A 25667-nucleotide genomic window follows, 5' to 3' on the forward strand; every position below is an offset into this window, starting at 1 on the left:
ACCAGCATTTTAATCCTTCGTCTTCACCCATCCTTGACGATGAGCATAGATTGCCAGTTGTGTTCGATCATCCATCTCACATTTCATCAATAAGTTACTGACATGTGTTTTGACGGTTTTGATACTTATATGTAATTCTTCGCCGATGTCCTTATTGGTCTTACCTTCTGCAATGAGCAGCAACACTTCTTTTTCTCGTTCAGTGAGACCGGACTCACTCTCCCGGGCGGTACGCTGTCTGATTCCACGGGTTAACGCCTGTGAAACATCTCCTGTCATGACTGGCATTCCACGGTAAGCACCTTGCAGGGCATAGATCAATTCCTCGGCAGATACAGTCTTCAACACATAACTCACAGCACCCGCTTCAATGGCCTGTACAACCAGATCATCTTCGAGGAAACTCGTCAGCATTACAATTTTCATAGCCGGGAATTCCTTCATGATGGCCTGCGTTGCTTCTGCACCATTCATTACGGGCATCATCAGATCCATCAAGATTAGATCAGGCATCTCACTCTCATCCAGCTTACGCAAATGGTGCAGTGCCGCTTCCCCGTTACCCGCTTCTCCAATCACATGAAATGTCGGCTCCAGCATGAGATACGTCTTCAACCCCATGCGAACCATATCATGATCATCCACAATCATTACCTTCACTTTTCCGCTCATTCGGTCTCCCCCTCTGATTCATTCGGAAATTTCGGGATGAACACCCGTACCGTTGTTCCCGCTCCCGGCTTCGATATAATCTGCACCTGTCCTCCAAGCTTCTCTGCCCGCTCACGCATCGTGGATAACCCATAAGACCCCGGACGGTCGGCTTGTTGCAAGAAACCTTGCCCATCGTCACTAATGCTCATGCTGATCTGATGTTCACTTTCTCGGATCGACAAACTAACAAGCCCTGCTTCGGCATGCTTCACCACATTCGCAACAGCCTCCTGAATAACAAGAAATAGCTGGTGCTCAATGGCATCCGAAATTCCGCCATCCAGTTCCAGCTCTTTCACACCCTTGAGGCCATTCTGCCTGCAATAATCAGGAAACCAGCTATCCAGTGCGGCAGATAGATCACGTCCCTCCAGCTCGACTGGTCGAAGTTGTGCAATAAGCCCTCGCATCTGCCGCTGTGCAATATGGGACATCTGAATGAGTTGATCCAGCACGTTACGTCCTTGTTCCGGATTTATCTCCAGCAGACGCGGCAGTGATGAAGCAGACATATGCATCGCGAATAATTGCTGACTTACTGTATCATGCAGGTCTCTTGCCATTCGTTTGCGCTCTTCGATAACGGCTCGCTCTGAGGCCTGTTCCTTCTCAATGACTTCCTGCTCACCGAGGCGCTGAAGCAACCTCATTTTTTTCTCAATAGAATCCATCATCACATTGAATTCTTGGTATACCCGACCAAACGAAGCATCGTCTGCTTCAGGCATACGAACCGTCAGATTACCTTTAGATACTTTCAGCATGTTGAGATCCAACAGATCAATTTTGCGTTGTAGCCGCAGAGCGGCAATATATCCAGTAACAATGGTGGCTAACACAACTACACCAACATAGGTCCAAGCACGTTGACGGCTCTCACCGGAGAGCACTTCTCCATATAATAAGTAGAAGCCGCCAAGTGTAATCAGACCGGTTAGCGCAAAATACATCATCAGTTCCCATTTATTCGCTTTGAGAATCGTTCGAATCATGTGTTAACCCACCTTATTAACTTTGACATCACCAATAAATACGCTCACAATGATCCGCACCTTTTTGCCTGCTTCACGATAATGTGCAGTTTCAGCCTGAGCGCTGCTCATGAAACCACCACGTTTCTGGTTGAGCAATGACATATCACCAATGAAGGAATTGGTTGTCACGGTTACACCAAGATCCATATCCTCTGGCACGAATACTTTGACATCCCCTATAAAGTTCGAGATCACAATCTTGGTCTCCCCATACGGGATCTGTGCTTTTGTCAAATCAATCACCGTGTCCCCGATAAATGCGGAGATGTTCATTGGCTTCAGCGTAAATACTTCTTGCCCCATGTACAGATCGCCAATGAAGGCAGACTTATTAATCGTATCGCCATAGCCGTCGTAGTTCCCATAATCGTTGGAGTGCTGACCATATGGATCACTCGAATCGAATTTCCCATATTTTTTGTTCGCTGAACCATGTGTGCTGTGCTTTTTATATTGTTGATGCTCATAAGAGTTTGAATGCTCTTGATCTGCATGGTAAGAACCATATGGATCATGCTTCTGTTCTTGCTTTGGTTTGCCAAATGTTTTCTCAAATTGTTCATCAAATGTAGACTGCATCTCTAGATCTTCTGGTGACAATGGCTGATAAGGCTGTTCAGGTGGTGGAGGTGACTGCATTTTGTCATGATGCTTTCGATCACGTCGCCGCGGCCCAACCAATACAAACAATCCGCCGCCGATCAGCATCACTGGAATCAAATAGCGGATAAACTCTCCCATTGAATAGTCGATCCATCCCAGGTTGCGTGCCAGAAAGTAACCCCCGATCAACAATACGATAACAGGACCGATGAAAGCGTAGCCCCCATTGCGCCGGATTTCAGAGATTCCTTTGGCTCCCCACCAGATTAAAAACAACGGCCAGTAGGTTCTAAAAATGTATCCTATATCAATGTCATATCCCAATTGTCTGAACAAGATCATTGCACCAATAGCTATGAGGGGTATGCCCACCCACCAGCGGTCCCGCGTAGATCGTTTCATCGCTCATGTCTCCTTCGTCTGTATTCTGTATCCAGTGTACCTCAGACGAGGCTCTGATAACAGCGGCGGCAGATGGAAGTCATCTCAGTCTCTAGACCGAGTCCACAGGATATTTATGGTTTTTTTATGTTGTTTCCCATATGTACTTGAAGTATATACACATAATAAAACACCTTGGAGAACATTCTCCAAGGTGTTTGTGTGCAGCTTACTTTTGAGTTTTGCCTGTGTTTTCTACGCCGAACTCAGCGTTATATTTTTCATCAGGTGTTTGAAAATTGTCCTTCACTTTGTTTTGCTCGGATTGTTTAATTTTGCTCGCTACGTTCTCTTGACCAAACTCCGCATTGTACTTCTCGTTTGGCGTTTTGTAACCTTGGGATTTCTTAGCCACAACAATCACCTCTCTCTTCATATTTACGTCTCATTGCTGAGTCGTGGGGTTCGTCCCCAGAGAGTATTATGTGAAGAGAGCCCCCCGCTTATTCATCGATTGGAACTTCCAAAATCATACCGCTTTATCAAGCCATGAATCAGGTACCGATTTATACACATCAATCGCTTGCGACAGCTCGTCCAACATTTGTTCCGTACACTTTCCGCCGCCCTGCTTGATTACCTGAACTTCTACATCCTTCTTACCCCACTCCTTGTATACCTGCTTTGTTGTAGGGAAATAAAGATCAATTTTGTTGCCCTTAATGGCTGACCCTGTATCTGCCACGATCCCATAGCCATAACCAGGAATATAAAGGATAGAACCTAAAGGAAACAATTTGGGATCGGCAGCGATAGTGGAGACTGTCTCCTTATCTCGCCTTACCTTCACACCAGAATATGTAATCCCATATTGGGGGTGCTTAGGCCCTTTTCCCGTCGACTCAATTCCAGCGGTATAACCCGTTGCCGTTACCTTTTGTGTGCCAAGCACTTGCTCTGAACGAGGAGCCAAAACAGGCATGGACGGGTCCAGAACAACTTGTTTGCCAGGCATCACAGGTTTAGGGATGACAATTGGCTGCGGAGACCACAATAAACCCATGTAGACCATTGTAGTTAGCTGAGCTTGATCACTATAATTCTCAGGCAACCTGATTTCTTGCTTTTCTACATGTACCACGTTTGGACTGCTGCTGTAACGATTTTCAACATGCCTCACTTCATTTTCCTCTTCGAATGTATACGCCTCTGCCTGATTTATACCTAAGACTAATCCGGCGGCTATCACACACCATGAGATCAGTAATCTTAACCTGCACTGTTGTAATATAAATTGCTTTTTCATTATAAAACCTCCCCTCACTGCAAAGGTTTTCCAAAAAGCAAACACGTTATACAGGTATCTGGCAAAATAAAAAAAGTCTGGTACAGCAGACGAATCCACTGTACCAGACGGTGATAACCATATTTTTTAGAACCTTACACGAGACGTGTCGTAATTTCTTCCTTAAGCTGAGCTATAATTTCGTCGAGTGGCTTCATGCCGAGATCGCCTTCTCCACGCTTACGCACAGAGACACTACCCGCATTACGCTCATTTTCCCCAACGACAAACATGTAAGGAAGTTTCTCAAGCTGAGCTTCACGGATTTTGTATCCTAACTTCTCATTCCGCAAGTCTGCTTCTGCCGAGATCCCCGCACGTTTCAACTTCTCTTCAACCTCACGCGCATAATCTTCGAAGTTTCCCGATACCGGAATTACTTTTGCTTGTACTGGAGAGAGCCACAGCGGGAATGCTCCAGCAAAGTTCTCGAGCAAGAACGCTGTGAAGCGCTCCATTGTGCTAATTACGCCGCGGTGAATAACGACTGGACGATGCTTCTGTCCGTCATCTCCAACATATTCAAGCTCAAAGCGCTCTGGCAACAGGAAGTCCAGTTGTACGGTAGAGAGCGTTTCTTCTTTGCCCAGTGCCGTTTTGATCTGAACATCCAGCTTCGGACCATAGAATGCTGCTTCGCCTTCAGCCTCATAGAATGGCAGATCTAGTTCTTCCACAACTTCACGCAGCATGCGTTGGGACATTTCCCACATTTCATCATTTTGGAAGTACTTCTCTGTATCTTGTGGATCACGATATGACAAACGGAAGCGGTATTCATGAATACCAAAGTCTTTATAAACGGTTTGAATCAACTCGATTACACGAGCGAACTCTTCTTTAATTTGGTCTGGACGTGCAAAGATGTGAGAGTCATTCAATGTCATCGCACGTACACGGTGAAGCCCTGTAAGTGCTCCTGACATTTCATAACGGTGCATCATGCCAAGCTCAGCAATCCGGATCGGAAGATCACGGTAGCTATGCATACTAGACTTGTACACCATCATATGGTGAGGACAGTTCATTGGACGAAGAACCAGTTCCTCATTGTCCATAACCATTTTCGGGAACATATCCTCTTGGTAGTGCTCCCAGTGACCAGACGTTTTATACAACTCCACATTACCAAGAACAGGTGTGTATACATGCTGGTATCCCAGACTTTCTTCCAAATCTACAATATAACGTTCCAATGTACGACGCAATTTGGCACCGTTAGGCAACCAGATTGGCAGACCTTGTCCCACCAATTGAGAGAATGTGAACATTTCCAGCTCTTTACCCAACTTGCGGTGGTCACGTTTGCGAGCTTCTTCAAGCAAGTGCAGATGTTCATCCAACTGTGCTTTTTTCACAAACGCAGTACCGTAGATCCGTTGCAACATTTTGTTTTTGCTGTCTCCGCGCCAGTATGCACCAGCAACGTTCATCAGCTTAAACACTTTAATTTTGCTTGTGGATGGTACGTGTGGTCCACGGCACAAGTCGAAAAATTCACCTTGCTCGTAGATCGTAATCACGCTATCTTCTGGTAGAGCACGAATCAATTCAAGTTTGTAAGGATCGCCCACTTCTTCAAACGTTTTGATTGCATCAGCGCGGCTAACTTCCTTACGAACAATCGGCAAATTCTCATTAACGATCCGTTCCATTTCCTTCTCAATCTTCTGCAAATCTTCAGGATTGAGTGGTTGTTCCAGATCCATATCATAATAGAAGCCATCTTCAATAACAGGACCTACACCCAGATGAACCTCTTTGTTACCGTATAGACGCTTCACTGCTTGGGCCATCAAGTGAGCTGTACTATGACGCATCACTTCCAGACCTTCCGGAGAATCCAACGTTACGATCTCTACCAGCGCACCTTCATGAAGCGTTGTGGACAAGTCCACCACGATGCCATCCAATTTACCTGCTACAGCATTTTTGCGCAGGCCACTACTAATCGAAGCCGCTACATCTTCAATCGTGCTTCCCTCAGCGTACTCACGTACGGAACCATCAGGGAGTTTAATGTTAACTGCCATTTGTCTCATTCCTCCTGTAAATGTAACCTTTGTCCATTCAATAATGGACTGAATATCTATTGCGATCTTTCGCACGAAGGCAAAAAACGCAAAAAACACCCGTCCCGGTAAAGGGACGAGTGTAATATATACTCGTGGTTCCACCCTAATTCAGCTGACCTATCCGATCTGGATATACAGCCCTCATTGGCATGACGATAACGGGCATGACCCGGCAGATCCTTACTCACGGCTAAGTTCCATTTGATCGTTCCATTGGCTCTCTACATTCCGCTTTCAAAACCGCAACTACAAAGGGGTAAACCAAACGTGGAATCTGGAGGAAATTTCAGCCAAAGTTCCCTCTCTCTGCACCGACCATTCGAGTGGCTCATATCTTTGTCAACGCTTTTAGTTCATTAGTCATTATAAGTAACTCGACCCATAATTCGTGGATCAACAGTTATTATAATTGCCGAGATCGCTTGCGTCAAGACCAGTCAATAAACCCGCACGCAGTACCTCGCATTCCGGGCAATGATGGCATAACTGCACCTTGTCCTCAAAGATCTGACGAATGGTAGTAATAATGGGCATATCCACTGTGCTGGTATGCAACATCACTTTCTCAGGCGAGATCGATATAAGCGTACTCACGATCATATCTTCTATATCCATCTCCAGTTCCAGTCCAGGCATCTCCACCACAACCTGCTCATCTTTTTGCACAGGCAACAGATTAAGCGCAGCATCATATACTTGGAATTCATGCTTTCCTTTATGAACGAGATGAATTAGAGGCACTTTCGCTTCCTGAAAGAAAACAAAATATTTAAGCAATCCCATAAATTCTTCGTATTGTCGATCCATCCAAAACTCATCTAGAGCATACTCCACCAGCTCATGTAGCTCTTGTTTGTATTGCTTCATTCGAAAGTTCACAATGCCATCTAGATGAAAAAAATGAACATCTTCCAAATCCCTCTTCAATCCACTTGCGAGTGTTGAGCGTCGACGATCACGGAGCCCTGGCTGATCCAGATCACCATTGATCAAAAGCGGCATACAAATTCGATTTACCTTCTCTACTTCGTGCTCATCCATGACGGAGCATGCTTTGGAGATCATGTCTTCCACCATATGTCGTTCGCGGGTAAGCATAATAAAATCAGCCAAGCCATTAGCAAATAATTCACTAATTTGTGGTAGCCATTGCTGGAAGTCATTGTGATTCTCATTGCCTCTGCATACCCAGACTGCCCTTCCATCATTATGTTTGAAGGTGAGCCTGAAGCCTCTTTTACTTATATGTAAACCTTTGGTTTTTTCCTTGATACAGTGATGAAATTGATCCGCTTCCTCTTGCCCGGATACATCTGTCCACACGGTAAACAGTTCCACAAGAATCACTCCTTTCCGTCCTGTTCAAAGTATATGGCAAGGTGTATGGGGATATACGAAGCGGATTGATGGAAAGCATGTCATGATTTCTCAGTATATTTCAGCATTTTGCCACATTCACTCTTAATCGTTCTAAAGTACAAGATCTAGCGGCTTTTTTCCTAGTTTTATACTACATGTTGCTGATCATATGGGGTCTTTATTCACAAAAAATTGCATTGTATTTTCGAAAGTGGTTTGGAGATCAGCCAAAAATGTGTTATTATTTTTATAACAGTATGTTTCACGGAAAAGGGGGGAAGCCAGAATGAGAACACAACCAAGAATTCTTCGCAGCGTTTTGATTATCATTTTGTGCGTATTCCAAGCCCTGTGTTTCCCTATTCCGATGCAGACAGAATCCGCTGTCGGTGTATCTGTTGATTCGAACTCTAACAAGGAAATAATGGTTCAGATTCCAGAGTCTCAACAGAAGCCCGTCATCCGTAGATACCCACAAGTGATGGCTAAACTCCTTGCGGTAATGCATAAGAAACCTGTCTTTCTTGTGCTTGCATTACTATTGATTCTGCGGATTCCAACACCACGTCTGCCCTTTAAACCGTTGATTTGTCTGTTTAAGCGCAGATTAATTCTGCTACCTATTAAATACACCAGTATGTATGTTTCCCCCACTCCTATAGCACCAAAATACGTGTACACTCTTCGCTAGTCGTTGCAGCGTATTTAAGGTTGCTTTGCATAGAGGCTCCTCTTCGTTCATTTATGAAAAGACGGAATACTTGTGCATAACTCATTACCCTTTTAGCTAAGTTAGATAATATTACCCTATTGGCTTGTATGCCAATCTTTGTAGCATTCTTTTGTCATACCCATATTTCTGAATTGAATTCAAAACATTACGGCTGTGTGTCAGGAGTTCCTGGCTCTGTTTACCCGCATATTTAATGTTTCTTCCCAATCATTAGATCATTCTATTTACGGGAAATAAGCCTTTCTTCTGTGGCCAGCCCTCATTTTAAGGAGGCAACTATCCATGGATGTACGCGAAACGGATCTACCAGGTATCGGTAAGAAATTTCAGATTGAAACGAGTAGTGGCGATAAAATTGTAATTATTATTCACGATGATGGACGTCGTGAAATGTATCACTTTGAGTATGATGATCCAGACCAAAGCATCTCCATGATTACACTGGATGATTATGAAGCAAGACAGATAGCTGCTATTGTCGGCGGCTTGACCTATAAGCCAAAACAGCTTGAGAATATTGAAGTTACTTTTGATGACCTGATCATTGAATGGTACAAAATTGAGGCTTCCTACGGATGTATCGGTAAATCCATCGGTGAACTAGATGTACGTCAAAACTCTGGAGCAACGGTTATTGCCGTTGTTGAGAAAAACCACAAAAAACATATTAGCCCCGGTCCGGAGGTCGTGATCACTGCAGAATCGACGGTTGTCGCTGTCGGCGAACGTAACCAGCAGAAACTGTTCAAATCCCTCCTCCTGAGCGGGAGGGGGTGAGTGAATGGACCATTTGATATTCGAAGTGGGTCTGGCGCTGGTGCTCATTGCAGCAGCCGGACTCCTATCTGCTAAACTACGTTTTTCCGTTGTTCCTTTTTATATTTTAATCGGTATGGCTGTTGGTCCACATGCTATGAAAATCTGGCATCTAGACTTCCGATTCATCGAGAGTCAGCCTTTTATCGACTTCATGGGTCGGATCGGTATTCTATTCCTACTCTTCTATCTCGGACTTGAATTTTCGGTAGGACGGTTGGTGAAATCGGGTCGCTCTATTGCAGTAGGTGGCTCGATCTACATCGGTATTAACTTTACGCTGGGATTAATATTCGGTTTTGTTTCCGGTTTCCCAGTTGCAGAAGCATTGGTTATTGCGGGTATCACCACCATTTCATCAAGTGCCATTGTAGCCAAGGTACTCGTCGATCTGAAACGTACAGCTAATCCAGAGACTGAAATGATACTCGGAATCATCATGTTTGAAGATGTGTTTCTCGCTGTATACATCTCGATCTTGTCCGGATTGGTACTCAGTGATTCTTCCTCCGTCGGAGGCGTCATTATGTCCGCGCTTATTGCCCTTGGGTTCATGTTAATTGTGATTATTCTTGGACGCAAAGCAACACCACTGCTTAACAAGGTGCTCAAAATCCGCTCCAACGAACTCTTCTCCCTAGTCGTATTTGGAGCATTGTTCCTTGTAGCTGGATTTTCCGAAACGATCCATGTCGCTGAAGCTATTGGAGCCTTGTTAGTCGGACTCGTTCTTGCTGAAACGGAACACGCTAAACGCATTGAGCACTTGATTCTGCCGTTCCGTGACTTCTTTGGGGCCATTTTCTTCTTCAGCTTCGGGCTCTCCATTGATCCGTTGTCTCTGGGTGGCGATGCCGTGTGGCTAGCTCTGATTGCAGTAGCTCTTACATTGTTTGGTAATTTCCTTGCAGGCATGCTGGCTGGACGTAGCGCAGGCTTATCTCCAAAAGCATCGGCTAATATTGGATTAACCATTGTGTCACGTGGTGAATTTTCCATTATCTTGGCCAACATGGGGAAAGCCGGGGGACTGATGGCAATGATTCAACCGTTTGCTGCGTTGTATGTACTCATTCTGGCAATCCTTGGACCATTGTTGACCAAAGAGTCCAAACATGTGTTTAGAATTTTGGATAAAATATTTAAGTTCAAGGACACACGTAAGAAAAAAGAAGAACCTAAGGTTTTGCAAAAAGAAGGATGACATGTCTATGTGGAATAGACATTATATAGCAACTCGCGGCTCTACGCCGATCTTTCTGTGATTAACCCAGGGAGAAGGGCTCGGAACCGCACAAAGGAGGATGACGTATGAAAGCACCTCTGATATCGGCTAATCCGGCGCCACACACCGCTAAGACCAGAATCTCATCAAGTCGTCGCCTGTTAAACCTTTTACTTGTGATAGCAGGTGGTATTCTGGCCTCCGTGGGACTTGAATTGTTCCTTCACCCCAATAAAATTATTATTGGAGGCATTACGGGCATTTCATCGTTATTCGCCCATTGGACTGAGATGAGAATTGGATTATTCCTCTTCTTATTCAACGTTCCATTTATATTTATTTCCTACAAGATCGTGCAGAAAAAGTTTGTACTCGTTACTGTGTTGGGTCTGGTTGTCTTTTCGATCGGTGCCATCGTGCTTCATCCCATGCCACCACTAGTAGAACATCCACTTGCCGCAGCGATGTTCGGCGGGTTATGTCTGGGAATAGGAATTGGACTAGTGGTGCGTTATGGCGGGACACTGGATACGCTGGAAATCGGTGATCCGTCTTCTCGACCACCCGAGCGTTTATTTAGCGGGAAACGGATGCTTATCGAAAAAATAATCATGCTGTTTAACTTGCTGATTCTAACGGCTGCAGGTGTTGTATTTGGTTGGGATCAGGCCATGTACTCTGTCATTGCATATCTAATTGCTTATGAAATGGTGTATGTCGCTTTTCGCGGATTCTCCGCGAAACGCAAGGTGTATATCTTAACCGCGCAGAGGGATCAAGTCACGCAGGCTTTGCGGAAACGATTACGCCGAGAACCTGTAACACCTAACCCATCAAGTCATTCTCTTCAATCCGTTGCAAGCGATGGCTGGGTTCAACATTTTCCAGGCGCACTCTATTACGAGGTTCACTTTCTTGAAATGATCTGGCTCAAATCAATCGTGCGACATATTGATCCACATGCGGGTCTTGTCACGAATCCAGAGAAGTGATATTGACTTCTATACACGGTCAATACGATATAGCGAAATACACCAAAGACTCTCTCTACCTTCTAGATACTTGTTATCCTGAGGATCTGAGAGAGTTTTTGGTGTTTATGTTGTTAGAGCCTGATTGACCTTTATAAGTCAACGATCGCTTTAACGACCTTAGACTCTGGAAGTAGCCACTGCTCGATAGCCGAAGGTAACTGATCAAAAGACGTCCGATGCGTAATGTAGGCATCCAGATTCAGTCTTTTCGCTTGCAAAACTTGCATGACCTGTTCAAAGTCCTCTCGCGTCGCGTTCCGACTTCCCAGTATACTCATCTCCCGTTTATGAAACTCCGGGTCATGGAAGGTAATATCCGCTTTGACCAAACCTACATATATTAGCTGCCCACCATGAGCAACATAACGAATGGCTTCATTCATCGAATTGACGTTACCTGTTGCATCGAAGACCGCGGTAGCGTAATCTCCTTCCGTAACTTCCCTGACTTGTTCCACTGCCTGTCCTGTTGCTTGTACCAAGATGTCTGCCCCTGCCAAAGAGCGGCTAAGTTCCAATCGTTCCTGATTTCGATCCACGGCAATAACTCTAGCTCCCGCTTGTTTGGCGAATGCCATTACCCCAAGACCAATCGGTCCTGCACCGATGACAATAACCTGTTCTCCAGGTTGTATTCTAGCTCTTCTTACGGCATGAGCTCCAATACTCAGGGGTTCCACCATCGCAGCTTCATCCAACGTCAGCCCTTCCGCTCGCAATAGATGAGATACAGGTACCGCTATTCTTTCTCGCATGCCGCCATCTACATGTACACCCATCACCTGCATGGAGACACAGCAATTGGTTTTACCTGAACGACACGCGATACATCGTCCACAGTGCAAATATGGAATAATGCTAACCGTATCCCCGATTTGTAAACCTGCTTCATTCTGCCCGATATCCTCTATGTCACCTGCTAACTCATGTCCTAACACACGAGGATATGTAAAAAATGGCTGATTCCCCTTATACGCATGAAGGTCTGTACCACAGATACCAATGCGTTTAATCGAAACGATCGCCTCATGCTCGGTTCTTTCAGGCTCAGGTATGTCCTGTAAGGTTAGATGTTCAACTTCTTCACATACGACAGCTCTCATCTCTACTCCCCCTTAGATGCTTCCTACATGATTTTAATGATATTCTGAAAGACCACTTGGCCAGGTCTCATTATGAATTGGTGCAAGTATACGGAGCACTGCTGAGAGCAATTCCTGATCTAACTCCTCATCTAGCCAGTCAGCATTATTGCGGATATTCTCAACACTCGCACTACTCACCAAAGTGGTTGGGATCTGCTCATTGGCGGTTGCATACTGCACAGCAACCTTCGCGATGTTACTGCCTTGCTCGGCACAGAATTGCGCAGCCTCCAGGCAAACCTGCTTCACTCGTTCAGTCGCAGGATGCCAAGCCGGCGCACCTCTAGTACTTAACAAACCCATGGCGAGTGGCGAAGCATTCACAAGACCAACATTGTTTTTTTCCAATAGCGGCAGCAGAGATAATAACGATGTATCATTTAAGGTGTAATGACAATACGAGATGATCGCATCAGCTTCGATCTGTGGCAATACTTTCTCGAACAAGGTTAATGGCAGTCCACATATGCCCGCGAATCGAATGACTCCTTGCTCTTTGAGGTCTAACAAGGTTGGAAAGGCTTCTTCAATTATGATATCAGCCGGTACAAACTCAATATCATGAAGAAACAACATATCAATATAGTCTGTGTGAAGCCTTGTTAAGCTCTGCTGCACACTTTCCTGAATGCGCTTACGTGAAAAATCAAACTTATGCTCACCATACCGCCCCACCTTCGTTGATAACGTATAGGATTGACGTGGCACAGTACGAATCGCATGACCTAACACGGTCTCGGCTTTCGTTAATCCATAATAAGGAGACACATCAATGTAGTTCATGCCTGCATCTAGTGCAGCATGTACAGTACGAATACCTTCGTTAGGATCAATATTACGAAATACCGAACCCAATGAAGATGCACCGAAGCTTAGTACGGGGACGTTTAGTCCTGTCCTTCCAAGTATTCTTTGCTTCATCATCCTACCCCTTTCCCTATATCATTTGAGAACATCTGAGGTCATGTAAAATTCATTGCTTTTTCATTGTACCAGTTCAATAAGAATATAAAATACCTTCATATGTGGATTATATACTGTTTCATGATCTGATTAGGCTCTCCATTTCTCTAAATAGAAAATATTAGTCGATAATACAAATAGCCGCGAAGTCCTTCTACATGAAGGAACATCGCGGCATTATGGCTTCTTTAAGAATCAATAAGTTTATGTTCAATTAATTACTAGTTCTGCATAACGAAGTCTTGCTCAAGGGTATTCTCTTCCTCATCAAACATACGCAGAATTTCGTATCTGGTATTACGTTGGGCTGGAATGTAACCTGCTTCACGAATCAGTTGAAGAATTGAACCAATGTTTACTTTGTAAGTTGCACCTGCCGCGGATACGACATTCTCCTCGATCATTGTGCTACCGAAGTCATTGCAACCAAACTCAAGGGATTTCTTACCAATCTCAGGTCCCATTGTAACCCATGAGGATTGAATGTTTTTGATGTTATCCAATACCAAACGGCTGATTGCCACCGTTTTTAGATACTCTTGAGGTGTCTGACGCTCTAATTTGAGGTTCGTATTATCCGGCTGGAATGTCCATGGAATAAATGCCAAGAACCCTTCAGAGTCATATTTATTAGCGATACATTCGTCCTGAGCTTCACGAACACGCATTAGATGCAATGCACGCTCTTCCATAGATTCACCAAGACCAATGACCATCGTTGCTGTCGTGTTCATACCAATCCGGTGAGCCGTTTGCATAACGTCCATCCAATCGCGCCATGAGCCTTTTAGACGGCTGATTTTGCGACGTGTACGGTCGTCTAGAATCTCAGCACCACCACCTGGGAGGGAATCCAATCCTGCTTCGTGAATCGCACGTACAACCTCTTCAAGTGTAAGACCATCCGAAACTTCAACCATTTTCATAATTTCAGCCGGAGAGAAGGAGTGCATTGTGATATTCGGGAAACGCGCTTTAATCTCTCTGAGGATGTCTGTGTAATAGCTGAATGGCAAATTCGGGTTCGTACCGCCTTGCATAAGAATTTCGGTACCGTTAACGTCTTCCGTTTCCTGAATCTTCTGGAAGATCAGCTCATCAGGCAATACGTAACCTTCATCGGAACCAGGTCTGCGATAGAAAGCACAAAAACGGCAGTATACATCACACACGTTTGTGTAGTTGATGTTACGCCCAATTACAAATGTTCTGTATGGTTCAGGGTGCATGCGTTTCATAATAACATTAGCTGCCGCCCCAATTTTGTCCACTTCGTCCGATTCAAATAGTTGAATCGTATCTTCTAAATCTAAACGCTCGCCCCGAAGGGCTTTATCTAAGATACGGTCTACCGTACTCATTATAAAAAAGCCTCCCTCATGAAGTGAAAATATGATAACGATCATCCTAGCTTGTGGATTAGATACACAAGTTCCGGTGAAAACATCGTATTTCTGTACTCCAACTATCGTAACACAGGTTACATGTGAAAAAAAGCACCTTATGAGCAGGTGCTTTAAAAATAAGTGAAAATGTAGACATATAGAATTTGTTCAATTAATCCGCTTTTGATTACGAAGGATGCCTAACAGCATCTCAGCATCGAAGATGGAATGCAGCCGATATATCCGTTGCTCACGTAGCTTAGACTACGCTCCGCTTTCCTAGGATTCCTGCAGTGCTTGCTCCAAATCTGCAATCAAATCATCAATGTCCTCAAGACCGACTGAGAAGCGAAGCAATCCATCTGTGATTCCGCGATCACGGCGAACCGCTGCAGGCATTGCGGCATGAGACATCATTGCAGGGTAAGACAATATACTCTCTACTGCTCCCAAACTCACAGCAACGATTGGCAGCTTCACACGATTAAGCACTGCTTTGGCACGATCCCCAGAACCTACATCAAAGGATACGACAGCACCATAGCCCGTTGACTGGCGTTCGTGCACTTCGCGACCTGGATGATCCTGTAACCCTGGATAATAAACAGCTGAAACATCACTTCGTTCATTCAACCAAGCCGCAAGCTTGGCTGTGCTCTGTTCACTGTGTGCCATACGAGCGCCAAGTGTCTTCATTCCACGCATGAGTAGCCAAGACTCTTGCGCTCCAAGCACAGTACCCAACCCGTTCTGCAACTGCTTGAGCTGTTTACCCAGAGCTTCTGTACGAGCTACAGCAAGTCCTGCTAACACATCACTGTGACCACCCAGAAACTTAGTTGCACTATGTACAACGATATCTACACCTAGCTCTATTGGACGTTGGTAGTAAGGTGTCATAAATGTGTTATCCAGAATTGTAACTAACTCATGCTCCTGAGCCCATGATGTTACTGCAGCAATATCTGTAATCTTCAGCGTTGGATTGGAAGGTGTCTCCATATAAACAGCCTTCGTATTTGGTTGAATCGCTGCTTTTACTTCTTCAATATCTGTCATATCGACAAATGTCGTTTCAATCTGCATCCGGTTCAAAATCGAGGTCAGTAAGCGATACGTTCCGCCGTACACGTCCTCTGTCACGATGATATGATCCCCCGCCGAGAACATCATGAAGACACTGGAGATTGCTGCCATCCCTGAAGAATACGCAAAACCACGTACCCCGCCTTCTAGCAGGGTGATGTAATCCTCCAAAGCCTGACGTGTAGGATTCCCTGAACGACTGTAATCATGTTGTGGTGGATTGAAGATATCAAAATGATGGAAGGTGGACGCCTGATAGATCGGCACACTGGAAGCTCCCGTCGTTTTGTCTACCTCATCCCCAAAATGCAGCAGTTTTGTATCGAATTTCAATTCAGAAGAATCAGAAGGACCGGAATTTTTGTTCTGTTCACTCATGATGTGCTCCTCCTTCAATTTCGAGTTTTGCTGCTGCTAGGGCATTGGCCAGATCTGCGATAAGATCCTCTGCGTGCTCAATACCAACGGAGAAGCGCAACAAACGATCATCCACACCGACAGCGTCACGGATTTCAATCGGAATATCGGCATGAGTTTGAACTGCTGGATATGTCATTAATGATTCAACGCCGCCTAAGCTTTCAGCAAATGCGATGAGTTTAATATGACGCAGCAATGGCTCTACGTAACGAGCATCCTTCACTTTGAAAGAGAAGATCCCCGTGTTACCGCTGGATTGCTTGTTCTGCACCTCATATCCAGGATGATCCGACAATCCAGGGTGATAGACTTCACCAACAGCTGGGTGCTCCAAAAGATATTTAGCGATTGTCAATGCATTATATTCATGGCGCTCCATCCGAAGAGCCAATGTTTTCATACCCTTCATCAACTGGTAGGAATCTGTTGGAGATAACACTGCACCAATGGAGTTGTGTAAGAACGCCATCTCTGCTGACAATTCCTCTCCTTTGGTCACAATCAATCCAGCAAGTACATCGTTATGTCCACCAAGGTACTTCGTTGCACTATGAATAACGATATCCGCTCCCAGCTCGATTGGCCGTTGGAAGAATGGAGTCAACAACGTATTGTCCACGATAGTCAACAAGTTATGGCTCTTCGCCCATGTGCTTACCGCTTCAACATCTGTAATCATCATCAGCGGGTTGGTTGGTGTCTCAATAAAGACCGCTTTGGTATTCTGCTGGAGAACCTTCTCTAATGCAACCAGATCATTCGTATCTACATAGCTTGCTGTAACACCAAAACGAGATAGAATACGTTCAAGCAGACGATATGTGCCCCCATACAGATCGAGAGATACAATCAGATGATCTCCTTGACTAAACAACGCGAAAATCGTTTGCAGTGCTGCCATGCCTGAGCTACAAGCAAAACCTGCATCGCCAGACTCCAGTGCTGCTGCTGCCTCCTCCAACACTTTACGTGTTGGATTCGTTGTGCGAATATAGTCAAATCCCGTGCTCTGTCCAAGCTTCGGATGACGAAACGCTGTTGCTTGATAGATTGGAAAGTTAATCGCACCTGTGACAGGTTCATTAATAGAACCAATTTGAGCTAAGCGGCTTTCGATTTTCAACTTGTTATCTTCCATTGCAGAATCCCCCTGTTATCTCGATTAAATTTGCGGACCAATATCGTAAGGTGTTTCTTGATACACATAGTAATTGAGCCAATTAGAGAATAATAAGTTAGCATGCGCCCGCCATGTCGCTGGAGGAACACGGGAGGGATCATCTTTCGGGAAATAATTTTTAGGTAGCGCTACATTTAATCCTTTGGCTGCATCGCGATCATATTCCCACTTAAGGGATAATGGATCGTACTCAGCATGTCCGGTAACGAAAATCTGTTTACCGTCTTTGGTTGCAACTAGGAAAATACCTGCATCCTCAGATTCAGCCAAAATTTCAAGACGCTCGTCCTTCTCAATATCTTCATGACGCACTTCAGTGTGACGTGAATGAGGAACATTAAACACTTCATCGAAACCACGCAGAAGTGGGACGTGAGATTTGTTAATCGTGTGTGGAAATACGCCAAAGCACTTTTCGTCCAGCGAAACTTTAGGAACACCGAAGTGATGGTATAAGCCTGCTTGTGAGGCCCAACATATATGCATGGTTGAAGTTACATTTGTTTTGGTCCATTCGAAGATTTCCTGGATTTCCTTCCAATAGTTCACGTCCTCGAAATCCATCTGTTCTACGGGTGCACCTGTAATGATCATGCCATCGAAGCGGCGGTGCTCGATTTCATCAAATGTTTTGTAGAATTCATCCAGGTACTCCTGGGAAGTGTTCTTAGACGTATGAGATTTCGGATGCACCAGAACGATGTCAACCTGTATAGGTGTATTCCCCACCAAACGTAAGAGCTGGGTCTCGGTCGTTTCTTTCGTTGGCATAAGGTTTAATATAGCGATACGAAGCGGACGAATATCCTGTTGATATGCGGATGTCTCGTCCATGACAAAGATGTTTTCTCCTGCAAGCACTTCCTTCGCAGGTAAAGTGTCCGGTATTTTGATTGGCATGGTGTCACACTCCTCCTTGAGCATAAATAGATTGCAGCATACGCTGCCATGAGCTTGCTCTACAAGCATAGAATCCTATGTCTAATGCCGTGAGACAGGCTCAAGTTCCTTAGCGAAAATCAGTGCTGAGAAGTCGGGGCATATAACAAAGACCTTCCTCGGATTCCGAGAAAGGTCATATGTAAATAGATATGCGCCTCTCTCATCTCTCAGTTACAACAGTACCTCTTGGGCACATAGTCGCTGCAAGAATTAGCACCGTGCGGTATACCGCCGGTTGCCGGGTTTCATCGGGCCAGTCCCTCCACCTACTCTTGATAAGATTTCGCTGTATTTAATTTTTGAAATTTAATTGCTTTCCGTTTACTTTAAAACATTAATCCGTTCACGTCAAGCTACAGTTCATCCTAAGTTTCTACATCTCGGAACTGTTTTTCACCTCCTGTCATACACTGCCTCAGGGCGCGAAATAGACACATTTTTGCGCTTGAAAGCACCTTGGACCAGCGGTATACTAAACAGGTGTTGTAAACCCTTATGTGAGAGGTGACATAATCAATGGATGGCGACCCGAGGCCTGACTGGCAGCCGAATTCCGACAAACAGCATAGAGAATTGACATCAGCATGCCGGCAGCGGGACGTTACTTCCGTTTGCATATAGAGCGAACGCAGACCTGATCACCAGGCTCCGCTGCCGACCGGCTGATCTATTCTTTTTGCGCCCATAATGATGAAGATCCGCCAACCCGGCGGGTGCAGAAGGAGTCGATAACGATGAAAATCCGGTTGGTAAACAACGGTGTATTTATCCCAGTGGAGGACATTCAGCAAGCGCTGACTCCACCAGCGGAGGGCTTTTACTGGATTGATGCAGATGTGGATGATCTAGCCGTGCTTCAGCCGCTATTTATGATGCATGACCTGGCGGTCGAAGACTGCTTAAGTGACGAGGAACAGCGTCCGAAGATCGAAATTTATGAAAGTCATTATTTTATTGTCATTAACAGCATTCGTTTTGATGATGAAGAGATCTTTTTACGTGCCGTCAACCTGTTCTTGGGCAGACATTTCATTATCAGTGTGACCAAACAGAAAGTCAGTGAGCTGCGAACTTTAAAACCTATTCTATGGGAACAGGAAATCAGCACTCCGGATCGTCTGTTATACTTGCTGGTTGACTTAATTGTCGACAATTACTTTACTGTCGGTGATCGAATTGAGGCACGGATCGAGAAGCTTGAGGAAGATATTCTGATGCACACCAAAAAATCTCACCTAAACGAAATAATCGGGCTTCGTAGTGAGATTCTATGGCTCAAAAAAGTGCTTGGTCCTCAAAAAGAGGTCATCAATACACTTAACAAAAAAGACTTGCGTCTCATTGATGATCAATTGCAGAAATACTTCAGCGATATTTATGAGAATGCAGTAAAGATATCCGAGACGTTCGAAACCTATCGGGATCTGATGGGTAACTTACGTGAGGCTTATCAATCCAGTATCGCTAACCGAGCGAATGAGATCATGCGTGTGTTTACCGCCATCACCACAGTATTCATGCCCTTGACCGTTATTACCGGTATCTACGGGATGAACTTCGAATTTATGCCAGAATTGCACTGGAAGTATTCATACTTTGTGGTTATTGGGCTTATGGTGACACTTGGCCTGAGTATGTTCTTCATTTTCCGCAAAAAAGACTGGATCTGATTAGACTCGAAATGAACATTTCAAAGAAAATTGAAGACGAAGCCTCCCTAATGGGGTTATGGCCTCGTCTTTTTTTGAGTCTAATCGCACATTAACTGACGTTCTGCTCCGTCTCTATATGACGACGATAACGAATCCGGATCATACGAAGCTTCTCATATACCTGTTCTAGGCTACCTCCACCTGGTTTCTCTTCCCCATATACTTTATGTAGCACAGGCTTCAGAAACGCGTCTCCTAGTTCCTCATAGGCGTTCCATACGGCTTCTTGTTCTTGTTCAGGCATAATGGCAAGCTCTGCATCAAGAAGACAATCTGTATCATAACCCTCTAGATCTAAGATCTCCAGTAATTCGATTAGCTCTCGGCGTGACAATCCCGAACGGTTAACAATCTCCTCTAACGTATGCCCTTCCTTCATGCCTTCAAGTACTTGCTTACGTGTCTTGAATTTATCTAATTCCTGCTTATACTTTTGTTCCTTCTGTCGATAAAGCCAGTTCTCATACTCCTCTTCTTTCAATGCAGAGTATACCCAGTCGAGTGGAAATACGGTGGAACGCTCCACTCCGTTCGTTAGCTCCAGCCATGCCTGACCATACTCGGTAGCCTTGCTCTCTCCAACTCCTGGCAATTGCATCAGCTCATCCATCGTCAGCGGCACATACGAACTAATCATGCGAAGCAAACGGTTCGTTGCAATAAAATAAGGTGCCTTTCGGTCAGAAGCGGCTTTCTTTCTACGCCATGTGCATAAATCTGTGTACAATGTTTCATTGGCATACAACTCGCTATAACATTGAAGACGTTGTCCACCATAATTTCGTGATCGCAAATCTTCAATCTCATGAAATAAACCTTGTAGTAACGGTCGGAACCCTTCACTCATCTGCAGTGCTAGTTGATGACGATATATATGCATGAGTTCTTCCCACGAACTGCCCTCATACCAAACCGTATCCTCTCGATCCCCTTCCTCATACAAACTCCAACCCAGATGCCATGCTCCTTCTTCTTCGCCAATCCACACTTGTGCAAGCTCTTCATTCTGATCTGTAAATCTTGCTAATCTGTTCATAAATATGACTTCCATGGTCAATCCCTCCTTCGAGTTTCAGCAACACCGCTTGTAAGGCTTACCTTCCATCACCTTAAAAAAAGGCACAAAAAAAACACCTCTCCTGCAAAATGAATGCAAGAGAGGTGCTTCCTCAACAAACCGTGCTATGCTGTTGTTCATATCATACCATATTGGAAAAATTCGTCAATCATTTCGTGTAGTATACCTTACTTATCTAGCGCAAGCATCGCAAGCGCTAAGGAGCCGCACAATCCTGCATTATCTCCAAGACCCGGTGAAACCACATATTGATCAATATCGGCCTGAAGTGCTGGATGCTGAACATAGCCGTTCAGCAGTTCCTGTAATTTATTGCGTACCAGCGGGAAGAGTTGTTCCTGCTTCATCACGCCGCCGCCCATCACAATTTTCTGTGGGGAGAGAATCAGAACATAGTTCATAAGTGCGTGCGCCAAGTAATGAGCTTCGATCTCCCATGCTTTGTGATCCGGTGATAACTCATAAGCTGGTTGTTCCCATCGTTTGTTAATCGCCGGACCCGCAGCAAGTCCTTCTAGGCAATCGCTATGATAAGGGCAGAATCCTTCAAAGGTATCCTCCGGATGTCTACGTACGATGATATGTCCCATCTCTGGATGAGACAATCCATGTACCATTTGACCAGAAACTACAGCACCTGCACCAATTCCTGTACCCACCGTAATATACAAGCAACTGTCTAACCCTTTGGCTGCGCCCCAAGTGGCTTCACCAAGTGCAGCTCCATTGACATCGGTATCAAACGTCATTGGCACATCATAATGTTCCTTCAATTTGCCAATAAGGTTGTATTGCCCCCAATGCGGTTTGGGTGTAGTTGTAATGTATCCGTACGTTGGACTGCCTTCGATCGGATCGATTGGACCAAAAGAACCTACACCTAGTGCTTCAATATTTTTGCCTTCAAAGAAAGCAATGACTTGTGCCATCGTTTCTTCGGGGGTTGTAGTAGGGAAGCTAGCTCGTTCCAACACTTCTCCCTTTTCATTTCCAATACCACATACAAACTTCGTGCCTCCAGCTTCAATTGCGCCTAAGATCGTCATGTTCGTCACACTCCTCAATTAATATAAAAGGAATTCCATTCTGTTATCGATCACTCTACTTGTTCAATCCAACGACTCGGCTTCCAGCTTGTCCAAACGTTTTAACAATGTCTGTCTCCAGCTGTCCGAGAGCGTTGTAATAGCCAGCAAAGCACGAATGCCTTCCGCGTTCTGCTTACCCTGATGCATCACCCGGTTCGCTTCCAGAATTGTCATGGAGGTTAAATCCGTGCTGATTCGTCTGAACTCAGAACCTGGCTTCACTTCTCCTTCTTGTAACACACGAAAATAAAAGCCGGTATGCCCACTTTCCTGAAAATAAACAGGCAAACCCTTGTAGTCATATCGAGCTGCCAACTTGAAGCAAGGCTGTCTGGGCTGACTAACCTGAACCATAGCGGCGCCTAATTGATACACATCGCCAATTCGCACCAGATCCTCTGCACAGCCCTCGACTGTCAAATTTTCGCCACAAGCTCCCCATTCCAGCTTGCGATTCATCAATTGCTCCAGTAATGGATAACGACTATGGTCATAAACACAAACCGCCTTATCAGGTCCCCCGTGATGCTCTAGATCAGCCTGTGCATCCCCAGTCATGCCGGTGAATGATAAGAAAACAGGACTAGAAACGGGAGTCTTCACAATTCCGCTCAGCACTTCACGTTTCTGACCAGGCAAGGGTTTAGGTTGACCCACATTTATGGCTAGGACAGCCGTCGGGGTGTCGCCCGATTCGGATTGTTGTGTGAGTTTCATTTGTGCATTCCTCCCTTTCATTGTTCACGGTTTATTTAACGGAGCCACCAAAAACGAGTGTATTGCTCAACAATCGACCAGGCGAAGTGAGCATTTTACCACCAGCATACATACCTGATGATGCACCACCATCCAGATTCATTGCTTGCTTCGCTCCGAGCTTCTGCATCACAGCAGCCCATTCCTTCATCGTTGCCCCGGAAACGGTCGCTAGAAGAACCGAACCATCGGCCATGATAGCGATCCCGCTTCTTGCACCAGAAGCATTCAGGATTTTCGGATCCTTGAAGCCTTCACTTGCTGGATTAATCGAAATCTTTCCATCCTTAACGAGACGCGGGCCAGCTCCTACAGCAGTAACGACTTCATCCCAAGGAATTTCCTTGCCTGCTGCATTCGTGTACTTATAATTCATCTCAACCGTGGAGCCAACCACGAAACGATCGGCGTTCGATTTATGACTGCCTGTGAAGACCAGAACTGAGCTATTCTTAGGAATGGCAATATTGGTATTCGGTACTTTTTTGGTAACGATCCCTTTCTCGATCACTACTGCTGTACCACCTTTGAACCCAACCGTTGAACCACGCTCAGGCGTATACAGCATCGTAATGCTTGCATTTGCTGAAGGGGTTCTGTTAATAAAGGTAGCGTACCAACTGCGGGATTTACCTTCTGGCGTCGTTACCATACCTGTTAAGTTCACACGAAGTGAATCCATAATAGCTGTGCCATCTTCTTTAAAACCAATGCTTGTACCGTATCTTCCTATATGTATTACTTTACCATTAGCTATTAACATGCCATATGGATCTGGAGCACCATTATAAGCCTCAAAGAAAGCTCCGTTAATCGCTGCTTGCGCCCCATACGCTTTGACAATGGAAGGCAATGTTGCTGTCTGACCTACCTGCTTCTTCGCTAATCCTACTGTCACTGGTGTGCCTTTTGGAATACTAACCGTTTGCACGGTGAAACTACGTCCTGCTGCTTTTACTTTCTGCACTTTTGTGCTGATTGCTGCTTTTGCTTCGACTGTCTGCGGAGCACTTACTGCCCCTGACAATAATACCGGTAAAGCCAGGACAAGAGCCATAGCCCCTGTCCACCATCTCTTACTTGATCTTCGTGATTGAATACTGCTCACCCTATTGCCACTCCCATCCAAGAGCCAAGGCTCTTCATCTCAAGTTGTTCAAACTTGTCCATCACCGTATCCGGATCCAGACGTAATTCACACATATCCAGTGCACATGCGACTGGAACAGCGCAGTGAATCTCTGCCAATTTGCGGGACAGATGAAGCATGTCCAGATCATTCTCAATTTTTTTGCGTACCGAAGGTGTAAGCTTATCCAAGTTGTCCAGAATCCCTTCGATTGAATCATACTCCTGCACAAGCTTCAGCGCCGTCTTCTCACCAATGCCTCGAACCCCTGGATAATTGTCACTCGCATCCCCCATCAAGCCTTTCATATCAATGACCTGGCGCGGTGTAAGTTGTTTCTCCGCCATTAGCGACTCTGGTGTGTACACCATGTAGTTGCCATGACCTTTTTTCATAATAATAATGCTTGTACGATCATTAATCAGTTGCAACATGTCATGATCACCCGTCAGTACCATTACATTCATGTCTGTCTGCTCTGTGTAATATTTCGCTAACGTGCCAATGCAATCGTCAGCCTCATATCCAGCTGCTCCAATGTTCGGAATATTCAGACTATCCATGACTTCACGAATTAGCTCAAACTGCGGAATTAGATCATTTGGAGCTTCGGGACGATTGCCTTTGTAAGCGGCGTACTCTTCGCCACGAAACGTCTTTCCACCCATATCCCAACAACAGATGACGTGACTTGGCCCAAAGGTCTGAACCGCATCCCAGAAATAACGGATAAATCCGTAAACTGCATTGGTGGGCAATCCTGCCTTTGTACGTCTAATATATCCGCTTGCAGATGTTGCGTAAAATGCCCGGAACAACACTGCCATACCGTCTACTAGCAACAAAGTAGGTTCATTACGTTGATTCACTTGTGTTTACTCTCTCCTATCTTGTGTGTAACCAATAAAATATAATTGCATTGCAAAATAACTCTATCATTATAGCATAGTTCTACCACTTATCGGACAGCCAAAAAAGCCCTGAATTATTAATATTCAGGGCACCGATTACACTACCTTTTCAGATACGGTAGAATCCAAGTTATCCGTCGTTCTTAGCGATTATTCCACTCCTGCTCATACGTATCTTCCTTGAATCCCACGGTGACCTTATCCCCATCCGTTACAATGGGACGTTTGATGAGACGACCATTCGAAGCCAGTAAACGAATCTGCTCTTCTACCGACATCCCAGGCAACTTATCCTTCAGCTGCTGCTCTTTGTACACCTCTCCGCTGGTATTGAAAAATTTCTTAACCTCAAGTCCGCTCTTCTGGATCAAATCTGTAAGCTCGGCTTCAGTAGGCGGGTTATCAAAAATAGGAATTAACTCTAGCTGATGCTCTTGTGCCTCGAGCCAATTCACTGCTTTGCGGCATGTTCCGCATTTGGCGTACTGATATACTTTTAATTGACTCATCGTGTTGTTCCTCCTTGGCTCCGGTGTTGTTTTCTCGCTTCCCT

The 25667-nt window shown here is 45.0% G+C and carries 24 protein-coding genes and 1 riboswitch; of the genes, 5 read left to right on the forward strand and 19 right to left on the reverse strand.

The window, feature by feature from the left end:
- Positions 1–9: 9 nt before the first annotated feature.
- The 7 genes from ASD24_RS18120 to ASD24_RS18150 form a co-directional block, all read right to left on the reverse strand.
- A complete protein-coding gene (locus tag ASD24_RS18120) occupies positions 10–672 on the reverse strand; it encodes a response regulator (protein ID WP_056698505.1) in 663 nt (220 codons plus the stop codon).
- Entirely contained in the window at positions 669–1706 is a 1038-nt protein-coding gene (locus tag ASD24_RS18125) for a sensor histidine kinase (RefSeq protein ID WP_056698511.1), read from the reverse strand. Before ASD24_RS18125 ends, ASD24_RS18120 begins: the two co-directional genes overlap by 4 nt.
- Positions 1707–1709: 3 nt before the next feature.
- Complete coding sequence (liaF, locus tag ASD24_RS18130) at positions 1710–2753, reverse strand: cell wall-active antibiotics response protein LiaF (protein WP_056698515.1); 1044 nt, start codon at positions 2751–2753, stop codon at positions 1710–1712.
- 208 nt (positions 2754–2961) lie between these two features.
- Complete coding sequence (locus ASD24_RS18135) at positions 2962–3168, reverse strand: hypothetical protein (protein WP_235540651.1); 207 nt, start codon at positions 3166–3168, stop codon at positions 2962–2964.
- A gap of 93 nt (positions 3169–3261) precedes the next feature.
- A complete protein-coding gene (locus ASD24_RS18140; protein ID WP_082560488.1) occupies positions 3262–3804 on the reverse strand; it encodes a 3D domain-containing protein in 543 nt (180 codons plus the stop codon).
- Positions 3805–4172: 368 nt separating this feature from the next.
- Entirely contained in the window at positions 4173–6110 is a 1938-nt protein-coding gene (gene thrS / locus ASD24_RS18145) for a threonine--tRNA ligase (protein ID WP_056698518.1), read from the reverse strand.
- Positions 6111–6545: 435 nt separating this feature from the next.
- Complete coding sequence (locus ASD24_RS18150) at positions 6546–7490, reverse strand: putative sporulation protein YtxC (protein WP_056698521.1); 945 nt, start codon at positions 7488–7490, stop codon at positions 6546–6548.
- A gap of 307 nt (positions 7491–7797) precedes the next feature.
- Between ASD24_RS18150 and ASD24_RS18155 the strand changes: the two genes are divergently transcribed.
- The 4 genes from ASD24_RS18155 to ASD24_RS18170 all read left to right on the forward strand — a co-directional run bounded on the left by ASD24_RS18155 (position 7798) and on the right by ASD24_RS18170 (position 11277).
- Complete coding sequence (locus ASD24_RS18155) at positions 7798–8202, forward strand: hypothetical protein (RefSeq protein ID WP_056698523.1); 405 nt, start codon at positions 7798–7800, stop codon at positions 8200–8202.
- A gap of 324 nt (positions 8203–8526) precedes the next feature.
- Entirely contained in the window at positions 8527–9021 is a 495-nt protein-coding gene (locus tag ASD24_RS18160) for a cation:proton antiporter regulatory subunit (protein WP_056698525.1), read from the forward strand.
- 4 nt (positions 9022–9025) lie between these two features.
- Complete coding sequence (locus ASD24_RS18165; protein ID WP_056698529.1) at positions 9026–10264, forward strand: cation:proton antiporter; 1239 nt, start codon at positions 9026–9028, stop codon at positions 10262–10264.
- 107 nt (positions 10265–10371) lie between these two features.
- Positions 10372–11277: a YitT family protein gene (locus tag ASD24_RS18170; protein WP_056698532.1), complete on the forward strand. Its 906-nt coding sequence runs from the start codon at positions 10372–10374 to the stop codon at positions 11275–11277.
- 131 nt (positions 11278–11408) lie between these two features.
- Here the strand turns inward: ASD24_RS18170 and ASD24_RS18175 are convergent, their stop codons facing one another.
- The 6 genes from ASD24_RS18175 to metA all read right to left on the reverse strand — a co-directional run bounded on the left by ASD24_RS18175 (position 11409) and on the right by metA (position 18398).
- A complete protein-coding gene (locus tag ASD24_RS18175; RefSeq protein ID WP_056698535.1) occupies positions 11409–12422 on the reverse strand; it encodes a zinc-binding alcohol dehydrogenase family protein in 1014 nt (337 codons plus the stop codon).
- A gap of 33 nt (positions 12423–12455) precedes the next feature.
- Positions 12456–13385, reverse strand: coding sequence for an aldo/keto reductase (locus ASD24_RS18180; protein ID WP_056698538.1), 930 nt, complete (start codon positions 13383–13385; stop codon positions 12456–12458).
- A 263-nt stretch (positions 13386–13648) separates the two neighbouring features.
- Positions 13649–14788 (reverse strand): cyclic dehypoxanthinyl futalosine synthase, encoded by a 1140-nt coding sequence (gene mqnC, locus ASD24_RS18185; RefSeq protein ID WP_056698541.1) that lies wholly within the window; start codon positions 14786–14788, stop codon positions 13649–13651.
- Positions 14789–15091: 303 nt separating this feature from the next.
- Positions 15092–16276 (reverse strand): trans-sulfuration enzyme family protein, encoded by a 1185-nt coding sequence (locus ASD24_RS18190; RefSeq protein WP_056698544.1) that lies wholly within the window; start codon positions 16274–16276, stop codon positions 15092–15094.
- Positions 16269–17456, reverse strand: a complete 1188-nt coding sequence (locus tag ASD24_RS18195) for an aminotransferase class I/II-fold pyridoxal phosphate-dependent enzyme (protein WP_056698548.1) — start codon at positions 17454–17456, stop codon at positions 16269–16271. Before ASD24_RS18195 ends, ASD24_RS18190 begins: the two co-directional genes overlap by 8 nt.
- 24 nt (positions 17457–17480) lie before the next feature.
- Positions 17481–18398 carry a homoserine O-acetyltransferase MetA gene (gene metA, locus ASD24_RS18200; protein WP_056698550.1) on the reverse strand — a complete coding sequence of 306 codons (918 nt, stop codon included), beginning with the start codon at positions 18396–18398 and terminating at the stop codon, positions 17481–17483.
- A 199-nt stretch (positions 18399–18597) separates the two neighbouring features.
- A riboswitch (SAM riboswitch) is annotated at positions 18598–18722 on the reverse strand.
- 452 nt (positions 18723–19174) lie between these two features.
- Here metA and corA point away from each other — a divergent pair.
- The gene (gene corA, locus ASD24_RS18205; RefSeq protein WP_056698553.1) at positions 19175–20110 is read left to right on the forward strand and encodes a magnesium/cobalt transporter CorA; all 936 of its coding nucleotides are present in this window, start codon (positions 19175–19177) and stop codon (positions 20108–20110) included.
- A 91-nt stretch (positions 20111–20201) separates the two neighbouring features.
- Here corA and ASD24_RS18210 read toward each other — a convergent pair whose 3' ends face one another.
- The 6 genes from ASD24_RS18210 to ASD24_RS18235 form a co-directional block, all read right to left on the reverse strand.
- The gene (locus tag ASD24_RS18210; protein WP_056698555.1) at positions 20202–21203 is read right to left on the reverse strand and encodes an HRDC domain-containing protein; all 1002 of its coding nucleotides are present in this window, start codon (positions 21201–21203) and stop codon (positions 20202–20204) included.
- Between the two features lie 194 nt (positions 21204–21397).
- The gene (locus tag ASD24_RS18215; RefSeq protein ID WP_056698558.1) at positions 21398–22276 is read right to left on the reverse strand and encodes an ROK family protein; all 879 of its coding nucleotides are present in this window, start codon (positions 22274–22276) and stop codon (positions 21398–21400) included.
- A 63-nt stretch (positions 22277–22339) separates the two neighbouring features.
- Entirely contained in the window at positions 22340–23035 is a 696-nt protein-coding gene (locus ASD24_RS18220) for an MOSC domain-containing protein (protein WP_056698561.1), read from the reverse strand.
- A 31-nt stretch (positions 23036–23066) separates the two neighbouring features.
- The gene (locus tag ASD24_RS18225; RefSeq protein WP_056698565.1) at positions 23067–24182 is read right to left on the reverse strand and encodes a phosphodiester glycosidase family protein; all 1116 of its coding nucleotides are present in this window, start codon (positions 24180–24182) and stop codon (positions 23067–23069) included.
- Positions 24179–25072: a 5'-3' exonuclease gene (locus ASD24_RS18230; protein WP_082560452.1), complete on the reverse strand. Its 894-nt coding sequence runs from the start codon at positions 25070–25072 to the stop codon at positions 24179–24181. Before ASD24_RS18230 ends, ASD24_RS18225 begins: the two co-directional genes overlap by 4 nt.
- A gap of 185 nt (positions 25073–25257) precedes the next feature.
- On the reverse strand, positions 25258–25623 hold the full coding sequence (locus ASD24_RS18235; protein ID WP_056698568.1) for an arsenate reductase family protein: 366 nt from the start codon (positions 25621–25623) through the stop codon (positions 25258–25260).
- Positions 25624–25667: the final 44 nt, after the last annotated feature.

This window comes from Paenibacillus sp. Root52 (assembly GCF_001426865.1).
Classification (GTDB): Bacteria; Bacillota; Bacilli; order Paenibacillales; family Paenibacillaceae; genus Paenibacillus.

Coding starts and splice junctions, on each gene's coding strand:
- ASD24_RS18120 (WP_056698505.1), bottom strand. CDS start 672: ATGAGCGGAAAAGTGAAGGTAATGATTGTGGATGATCATGATATGGTT.
- ASD24_RS18125 (WP_056698511.1), bottom strand. CDS start 1,706: ATGATTCGAACGATTCTCAAAGCGAATAAATGGGAACTGATGATGTAT.
- liaF (WP_056698515.1), bottom strand. CDS start 2,753: ATGAAACGATCTACGCGGGACCGCTGGTGGGTGGGCATACCCCTCATA.
- ASD24_RS18135 (WP_235540651.1), bottom strand. CDS start 3,168: ATGAAGAGAGAGGTGATTGTTGTGGCTAAGAAATCCCAAGGTTACAAA.
- ASD24_RS18140 (WP_082560488.1), bottom strand. CDS start 3,804: ATGGTCTACATGGGTTTATTGTGGTCTCCGCAGCCAATTGTCATCCCT.
- thrS (WP_056698518.1), bottom strand. CDS start 6,110: ATGGCAGTTAACATTAAACTCCCTGATGGTTCCGTACGTGAGTACGCT.
- ASD24_RS18155 (WP_056698523.1), top strand. CDS start 7,798: ATGAGAACACAACCAAGAATTCTTCGCAGCGTTTTGATTATCATTTTG.
- ASD24_RS18160 (WP_056698525.1), top strand. CDS start 8,527: ATGGATGTACGCGAAACGGATCTACCAGGTATCGGTAAGAAATTTCAG.
- ASD24_RS18165 (WP_056698529.1), top strand. CDS start 9,026: ATGGACCATTTGATATTCGAAGTGGGTCTGGCGCTGGTGCTCATTGCA.
- ASD24_RS18170 (WP_056698532.1), top strand. CDS start 10,372: ATGAAAGCACCTCTGATATCGGCTAATCCGGCGCCACACACCGCTAAG.
- ASD24_RS18175 (WP_056698535.1), bottom strand. CDS start 12,422: ATGAGAGCTGTCGTATGTGAAGAAGTTGAACATCTAACCTTACAGGAC.
- ASD24_RS18180 (WP_056698538.1), bottom strand. CDS start 13,385: ATGAAGCAAAGAATACTTGGAAGGACAGGACTAAACGTCCCCGTACTA.
- mqnC (WP_056698541.1), bottom strand. CDS start 14,788: ATGAGTACGGTAGACCGTATCTTAGATAAAGCCCTTCGGGGCGAGCGT.
- ASD24_RS18190 (WP_056698544.1), bottom strand. CDS start 16,276: ATGAGTGAACAGAACAAAAATTCCGGTCCTTCTGATTCTTCTGAATTG.
- ASD24_RS18195 (WP_056698548.1), bottom strand. CDS start 17,456: ATGGAAGATAACAAGTTGAAAATCGAAAGCCGCTTAGCTCAAATTGGT.
- metA (WP_056698550.1), bottom strand. CDS start 18,398: ATGCCAATCAAAATACCGGACACTTTACCTGCGAAGGAAGTGCTTGCA.
- corA (WP_056698553.1), top strand. CDS start 19,175: ATGAAAATCCGGTTGGTAAACAACGGTGTATTTATCCCAGTGGAGGAC.
- ASD24_RS18210 (WP_056698555.1), bottom strand. CDS start 21,203: ATGGAAGTCATATTTATGAACAGATTAGCAAGATTTACAGATCAGAAT.
- ASD24_RS18215 (WP_056698558.1), bottom strand. CDS start 22,276: ATGACGATCTTAGGCGCAATTGAAGCTGGAGGCACGAAGTTTGTATGT.
- ASD24_RS18220 (WP_056698561.1), bottom strand. CDS start 23,035: ATGAAACTCACACAACAATCCGAATCGGGCGACACCCCGACGGCTGTC.
- ASD24_RS18235 (WP_056698568.1), bottom strand. CDS start 25,623: ATGAGTCAATTAAAAGTATATCAGTACGCCAAATGCGGAACATGCCGC.